Genomic DNA, 6,154 nt, shown 5'->3' on the forward strand with positions numbered 1-6,154 from the left:
CCCCCGGAGCGGCGGGTGCGCCCGAACAGGCGGGGAGGAACCGGATGCAGTCCCGACGCGACCAGGTGCAGGCGCACCTGTTCGTGATGAGCAGGCTGGCCTCGGGCATGCTGCGAGCGGAGCCCGACGCGCCGGACACCCCCACCGGGCGGACCACCCGGGGCACCATGACCGGGCTGGCGGTGGCGGTGCTGATCGGGCTCGGGGTCACGGTGTACGGGGTGATCAAGCCCGGCGGCAACGACGGCTGGGCCAAACCCGGCACCCTGGTGGTGGTCGAGGAGACCGGCGCCCGCTACCTGTCGATCGGCGGGCAGTTGCACCCGGTGCTGAACGACACCAGTGCCAGACTCCTGGCCGGCGACCAGATGACGGTACGCCAGGTGAGCCGGGACTCGATCGCGGACGTGCCGCGCGGCGGGCCGGTCGGGATCGTCGGCGCCCCCGACGGGCTGCCGCCGGCCAGCGAACTCGGCGGCGGCACCTGGCTGGTCTGCGGCACCGTCCAGCCCGGCCCCACCGGCGCCCCCGCGCCCCGGCTCGGCCTGCTGATGGACCCGGCCGCGGAGGGGCGGGCGCTGACCGCCGCCCAGGGCGTCCTGGTCTCCCCGCCGGACGGCTCGGTCCACCTGCTCTGGCAGGGCCAGCGGCTGCGCGTGGACACCGCCAACCAGGCGCTGCAGGCGCTCGGTTACGGCGGCGCGACGCCCTTCCCCGTCCCGGCCGGCGTGCTGAACGCGCTGCCCGCCGGCCCGGACCTGGCCTCGCCCGCCGTCGCCCGGCGCGGCGAGGGCGGCCCGGTGCTGGGCGGCAAGCCGACCAGGATCGGCCAGCTCTTCACGGCCGTCGGCGGTGCGCACTACCTGCTCACCAAGGACGGCCTCGCCCCGCTCAGCCCGACCCTGTACGCGCTGCTGCTCGGCGACCCGCGCACCCAGAAGGAGGCGTACGGCAGCGACGCCCCGACGCCCGCGTCGATCGGCGCGATGGACCTGGCCGCGCACACCGCGCCCGGCGGCCCGCCCGCCCCGGGCCTGCCGGAGACGCCGCCGGCCCTGGTCCTGCCGCTGCGCGGCGAAGGCGTCTGCGCCGACCTGCACACCGGCGCCGGCGCGCCGACGACCGCGGTCACGATGCTGCCCGCCGCGCAGGCCGAGGCAGGACGGCCCCCGACGGCCCCGGTGGGCGCGCCCCCGGGCACCTGCGCCGTCGCCGACCGGATCGCCGTCCGGCCGGGCCGCGGGGCCCTGGTGCGGGCACTGTCCGGCGCCGGGGCGGGCAGCACCGAGTACCTGGTCACCGAGGCCGGGGTGCGCTACCCGCTGCCCGCCGCGGCGGTGGCCAAGCAGCTCGGCTACGGGGGCACCACCCCCGTCGCGGTGCCCGCGCCGGTGCTCGGCCTGCTGCCCGCCGGGCCCAGCCTCGACCCGGCGGCCCTCGCGGCCGCGGCCTCCGTCGCACCGACGGCCGGGACGGTCCCCGCCCTGTCGGCCGGAGCGGCCGCCCTGCCCGCCGGGGCGGTCCCCGCCCTGCCCGCCGGGACGGCCGCCCAGCCCGCAGTGGGGTCGTCGTCCTGCGACTGAACCACCGGTCCGGACAGTCCCGTTGAGTCGATCAGAGCACGCGCGACCCCCGCGCGCAGAGAAGGGAGCCCCGGTGAGCACGCCAGCGAACTTGACCAAACAGGACGAGGCGATCCGCAAGGCGCTGTCCGACATCGAGCAGCAGATCGAAGGGATGATCACGGCCGGCCGCACGGTCGAGCGGATCAAGCAGGAGCTGGCCTCCGGCTACATCTCCGGGGCCAGTTCCACCTTCCAGCAGAAGGTCGAGGACTGGATGCAGCGCTACCACCAGGTCATCGGGGCGTTCGAGCGCTTCGCGGAGGCCACCAAGGTCGCCGACCAGACCATCTCGCACGCCGAGGAGGAGGCCCGCCTGCACGCCGCGGACGGGTTCATCGAGGGTGTGCTGAACGGCGCCTGACGGCGCGTCACCGACGGGAAGGAAGCGGACACATGAGCCAGCCGATGGACAACTTCGGGAGCATCCAGCTCCACCACGAGACCGTCGCCCAGGCGGCGAGCGAACTGGGCCGGGCGGGCAGCCTGATGGACGAGGCCCTGTGGGAGGTGGAGCAGAAGCTGAAGACCCTGGAGGAGAGCGGCAACTTCCAGGGCGCCGCCGCCAACGCCTTCACGGAGTTCAAGATGGCCGTGACGGCCAACGCGGGGCAGATGAACCAGGACATCATCGCCGCCGGCGGCAAGCTCACCAGCATGCACCACATCATGAGCCAGGCCGACCAGGACGCGAGCAAGCAGTTCATCCACTGAGGCGGGAGCCCCACGCATGGCCGACCAGATCAAGATGACGGTCGAGGGGCTCGAGGGCTTCGTCGCCGAACTCATCACGCTCGAAGGCGACGTCAACGGCCAGAAGAGCGTCTGGGACGGCGTCAAGGCCGCGGGTATCAAGCCCGGCCGCGACGTGTTCCCCCAGGCGAAGACGCTCAAGGAGAACTTCAACGCGTTCTCCGGCAGCGTCAGCAGCTCCATCGAGTTTGTCCGGGGCGAGGTCGACAAGATCATGATGGACCTCCTGCGCGCCCGGGACCGGCTGCACCTCGGCAACGGCGAAGCCCTGACCGAGGCCCAGATGATGGACGTCATCGGTGACGTCCTGAACGGCGGCGGCCCGCCCAAGCCGCCCGCCGCCTGACGCCGCGGCGCACCGCGCCGTCCGGCCGTCCGCCGTCGGACCGGGAGCACCGTCCGGTCCGACGGCACCCCCTGCCCGAACCGACCCGTCACGTCCCGTCCGGAGGGAACCATGTCCGATCCGAAGCCCGCCAGGACCTTCACCTGGGAACAGATGCTGGAGGCGTTCGCGGGGGAGGCGCACACCACCGTGGTGCACCGGACGGACGTCACCGGCACGCCCTGGATCACCGGCCGGCAGCTCGTGACGGACTCGCAGTACAACAACAACTGCCGCAAGACGAAGGACGGCCTCGCCGGCGGCAACTCCGGCTACGACATGTGGGCGGAGTGGACCTACGCCACGCAGAACGGCCTCACCTACACCACCATCCTGGGCATCACCCTCAACTGGCCGTTCTGGGACGACAAGGCGGGGAACCAGAACGGCTCCGTGCTGCACCGCTTCCACACCGACCCCGGTGACGTCCTCGGGCCGTCCATCTGGAACGGCGGACCGGGCAACGAGAACACCTCGCCGAAGTCTCTGGAGACGGCCGCGGCCGAACTCGTCAAGGTGGAGACCGCCATCGGGGACCTGCGGCCCCGCATCCAGGCGTTCGCGGACCGGGTGGACGGCGCGGGCAGCGACTTCCAGGGCAGCGCCGCCGGCCGGTTCAAGGAGGTGCTGATCGGGCTGGAGAACGAGGTCCGGGAGCTGCACTTCCGCCTCAACGGGACCGTCGCCTCCTACCGGGACGACGCGAAGGGCGCCACCCCGCCGGCCGCGGGAAACAGCATCGCCGACAAGCTGAAGAAGGCCGGGGAGCAACTGCTCCTGGCACAGCAGAACATGTACAACCTCGGCTACAACCCCTGGCGGGGGGCGGCCGCCCGGGAGAAGAAGACGTCCGACTGGAACTACAAGGACTACGCCGAGGACATCGCGCGTGCTCCGTCGGACGAGCACAACAACTCGTGGGCCTGGCCGTACGCCTGCGTCCGGGACGCCTTCCAGCGGGAGGTCGAGAAGATCACCACGGTGGTGCTCGACACGACCAAGATCGAGGCGGACGTCAGCGGGCCGGGTTACGTCCTCTCGTCGAAGGAGTCCGGCCCCATCGCCTCGGGCGTCCAGTCCTTCACCGACTTCGTCAACAACCAGGCGACGGCTCTGTGGACCAAGCACGTGGTCGACGTCCTGGACGAGGCGGCCACTGCGGCGGGGAACCTCGTGTGGGACGCCTACCAGGCGGCCAACGAACTGCTGCACCCGTTCGGCAACCCGACCATGAACCTCCCCAAGGACAAGGTCGATCCCCCCAAGGGCGCCCCCGACCCGAACAATCCCGGCGGTGGCGGCGCCGGAGGCAAGGGCCCCGGCGGGATCGGCGGCAACGGCGGACCGCCGCCGCCGACCAACATCAAGGGCGGCCCCGGCGGGATCGGCGGCGGGAACGGCACCGGCGGCAAGGGCACCGGCGGGATCGGTGGCATCGGCGGTATCGGGGGCATCGGCGGCAACAACGGCCAGGTCCCGCTGCTCGGCAAGGACGGCAAGCCGCTCCTCGACAAGGACGGCAAGCCGATGTACGTCCCGGCCGGGACGACCGTCAACGGCAAGGGCGAGCTGATCGGCAAGGACGGCAAGCCGCTCCTCGACAAGGACGGCAAGCCCCGGCACGTACCCCTGGGCACCGTGGTCGGCCAGCCCTCGACCGGTGGCGGCAACTCCGGGAACACCGGGAACACCGGCTCCAGCGCGCCGTTCAAGGTGCCGGTGGGCTCCAAGAAGAACGAGGACGGCACCGTCACCGGCCCCGACGGGACGCTGCTGAAGGACGCCAACGGCTACCCGGTGATCCTCGGCAAGGACCGGACCATCGACACCGACGGCACCGTCCGCGACGCCAACGGCCGCCCCGTCTCGCAGTTCGAGCAGCTGCTGACGGACGCCGAGCACGCCTACGCGGGCGGCTCCGGGAGCGTCGGCACCGGCGGCCGGGGCAGCGGCGGATCGATCGGGCTGCCGGGCTCGATCGGGGGCAGCGGCGGCGACTCCTTCGGCTCGGGCGTCTCCTTCGGCTCGGGCGGGGCGGGCTCGCTCAAGGGCGGGACCGATCTCTTCGGCGAGCCCTTCGCCGGGAAGAGCGGCATCTCGGCCAAGACCGTCGGCGGCCTGGCCGCGTCGGGGCCGCCGAGCGTCGGCGTCGGCGGCCGGCTCGCCGACGCCATGGGCGTCAGGCCGACGGCGGAAGCGGCCGCCGAGGAGGCCGCCGCGGCCCGGGCCGCCGCCGGACGGGGCGCGGCCTCGGCCGCGGCCGAGGAGTCCCAGTTGATGGGCCGGGGCGTCCCGACCACCGGCGGCATGGGCGGCCCGATGATGCCCCCGATGGGCGCCGGGGCGGGTGCCGGCGCGGGTGCGGGCGGCCAGGGCGAGAAGGAGCGGCAGCGCACCACCTGGCTGTCCGAGGACGAGGAGGTCTGGGGCACCGACACGGGCGGTGTGACGGGCGTCATCGGCCGCTGAGCAGGGGTTCCCCGCCGCCGTCGAACCCACGGGCCGGGTGCGGCCGTAGAGAGGACCGTACGACCCCATGGACCGGTGCGTTCCGGGCCCGACACCTCCGGGCCCGGGACGCACCCTCGGCAGGAGAAGGAGGAGCGGACGGATGGACTTGTCCTTCGCCGAACAGATCGAGCAGGCGATGGCCGCGCTGGAGGAGCAGCAGGTCAAGATGGCCGCGGCGGCCAAGGAGCTGGAGGCGGCGACCGCCTCGGTGACCTCCAAGGACCGGATGGTCACCGCCGTGGTGGGCGCCCAGGGCCAGGTGGTCTCGCTGACCTTCCACACCAACGCCTACCGCACGATGGCCCCCGGTGAACTGGGCAAGGTGCTCACCGACCTGCTGAACACCGCACGGGCCGACCTCGGCGACCGGGTGGCCACCACGATGGCCGGGTTCAAGGGCCTGGGCGAGACCCTGGCCGCCTCGATGACCGGCGGCAGCGAACTCGAGGACCTCTTCACCCCGTTGCGGCAGATGCGCCCCGGCTTCGCCGACAAGGCCGCCGCCGAGGAGCGCCGCAAGCGCGACCGGCAGGAGGAGTTCCGTGGCTGAGAAGCTGACCGCGCTGTCGGACCTGATCCACAAGTTCGCCAAGTACCCGGAACTGGCCGACCTGTTCAAGGAGATCCAGGCCAAGACCACGGAGATCAACGAGTTCAACAAGAACTCGGCCGGCCACGACGAGCTCGGCAAGACGTACCACGAGAACGTGGACGAGCCGACCACCACCATCACCGAGCTGTTCGCGAAGGTGCAGCACACCGTCGACACCGCCGGCAAGGGCGGGAAGAACACGTCCCAGATCATGAACGACGCCGACCACGAGGCCGGCGGCTAGATCTGACCGTCCGTCAGATCCCGGTGCCGCGGCGCACCCCCGATCCC

7 protein-coding genes are annotated in these 6,154 nt (G+C 72.5%); all 7 read left to right on the forward strand.

What is annotated here, in order from left to right:
- The first annotated feature begins 44 nt into the window (after positions 1–44).
- The 7 genes from eccB (at position 45) to IE332_RS23230 (ending at position 6,107) form a co-directional block, all read left to right on the forward strand.
- The gene (gene eccB / locus IE332_RS23200) at positions 45–1,583 is read left to right on the forward strand and encodes a type VII secretion protein EccB (RefSeq protein WP_189919657.1); all 1,539 of its coding nucleotides are present in this window, start codon (positions 45–47) and stop codon (positions 1,581–1,583) included.
- Between the two features lie 73 nt (positions 1,584–1,656).
- Positions 1,657–1,986 (forward strand): hypothetical protein, encoded by a 330-nt coding sequence (locus IE332_RS23205; RefSeq protein WP_189919659.1) that lies wholly within the window; start codon positions 1,657–1,659, stop codon positions 1,984–1,986.
- Positions 1,987–2,018: 32 nt separating this feature from the next.
- Positions 2,019–2,336, forward strand: a complete 318-nt coding sequence (locus IE332_RS23210) for a WXG100 family type VII secretion target (protein ID WP_189919661.1) — start codon at positions 2,019–2,021, stop codon at positions 2,334–2,336.
- A gap of 16 nt (positions 2,337–2,352) precedes the next feature.
- Positions 2,353–2,721 carry a hypothetical protein gene (locus IE332_RS23215; protein ID WP_189919663.1) on the forward strand — a complete coding sequence of 123 codons (369 nt, stop codon included), beginning with the start codon at positions 2,353–2,355 and terminating at the stop codon, positions 2,719–2,721.
- Between the two features lie 111 nt (positions 2,722–2,832).
- Positions 2,833–5,229 (forward strand): hypothetical protein, encoded by a 2,397-nt coding sequence (locus tag IE332_RS23220; RefSeq protein WP_189919665.1) that lies wholly within the window; start codon positions 2,833–2,835, stop codon positions 5,227–5,229.
- Positions 5,230–5,371: 142 nt separating this feature from the next.
- On the forward strand, positions 5,372–5,821 hold the full coding sequence (locus tag IE332_RS23225; protein ID WP_189919673.1) for a YbaB/EbfC family nucleoid-associated protein: 450 nt from the start codon (positions 5,372–5,374) through the stop codon (positions 5,819–5,821).
- Positions 5,814–6,107: a hypothetical protein gene (locus IE332_RS23230; RefSeq protein ID WP_189919675.1), complete on the forward strand. Its 294-nt coding sequence runs from the start codon at positions 5,814–5,816 to the stop codon at positions 6,105–6,107. Before IE332_RS23225 ends, IE332_RS23230 begins: the two co-directional genes overlap by 8 nt.
- The last annotated feature ends 47 nt before the right edge of the window (positions 6,108–6,154 follow it).

Origin of the sequence: Kitasatospora xanthocidica, from assembly GCF_014656195.1 — a bacterium.
Lineage (GTDB): Bacteria > Actinomycetota > Actinomycetes > Streptomycetales > Streptomycetaceae > Kitasatospora > Kitasatospora xanthocidica.